The 938-nt window shown below is 38.2% G+C and carries 1 protein-coding gene; it reads left to right on the top strand.

The features are described from left to right. On the top strand, positions 1-938 hold a 938-nt coding region (locus tag KI338_RS17490; RefSeq protein ID WP_212922312.1), incomplete at both ends, for a transposase.

Here is a 938-nt window from a genome sequence, read left to right as displayed (position 1 = left end):
ATTCCAGAAGAGGCATTTGATCGTTTTTTGCGTGATACCGGTTGTCCAGCCTATCATCCACGAATGATGATGAAGATTATTTTGTGTGCTTATACGCAATCTGTTTTTTCAGGTAGAAAGATTGAGGCGTTACTTACAGATAGTGTACGTATGATGTGGCTAGCTCAAGGATATGAGCCAAGTTATCGTACAATCAATCGTTTTCGTGTACATCCAGAGGTCAAAGAGTTATTACGCCAATGCTTTATCCAATTTCGCTGTCAGCTTGTTCAAGAAAAGCTGATTGATGAAGAAGCCATCTTTATTGATGGGACGAAGATTGAAGCTAATGCCAATAAGTTTACATTTGTATGGCGTAAGTCGATTGAAAAATATAGTGCTCAATTGATAGAGAAATCTAATCAACTGTATGATGAATTATTGGAAAAAGAAATTATTCCGGAAATTAATCGGGAAAGTTCGGGCGAACTTTCAACGAAAGAGATGGAGACAATCATAAAAAAACTAGATGAAAAGATAGAAGACTTCGACAAGCGAATAGAAGAAAGTGAGGTAAACGAACGTAAGAAGCTTCGTTCTGAGCGTAAAGCGCCAAAACAATATCTAAAACGATGGAAGGATTATTTGGAGCGCAAAGAAAAGTATCGAAACGACATGAAGATATTTGGAGAACGGAACAGTTATTCAAAGACCGATCACGACGCCACGTTTATGCGAATGAAAGATGATTATATGAAGAACGGACAACTGAAAGCTGGCTATAATGTACAACTTGCGACCGAAGGTCAATATGCGCTCGCTTACGATGTATTTCCCAATCCGACAGATACACGTACATTTATTCCTTTCCTGAATACGATTGAACAGAAGTTCTTCTCGTTACCAAAGTACATTGTAGCTGATGCAGGATATGGAAGTGAACAAAATTATGAGGATGT

This window comes from Ornithinibacillus bavariensis, assembly GCF_018333235.1.
Classification (GTDB): domain Bacteria; phylum Bacillota; class Bacilli; order Bacillales; family Amphibacillaceae; genus Ornithinibacillus; species Ornithinibacillus bavariensis.
The sequence above is the reverse complement of the archived record's forward strand: the minus strand, read 5'-3'. Positions and strand labels throughout refer to the sequence as shown.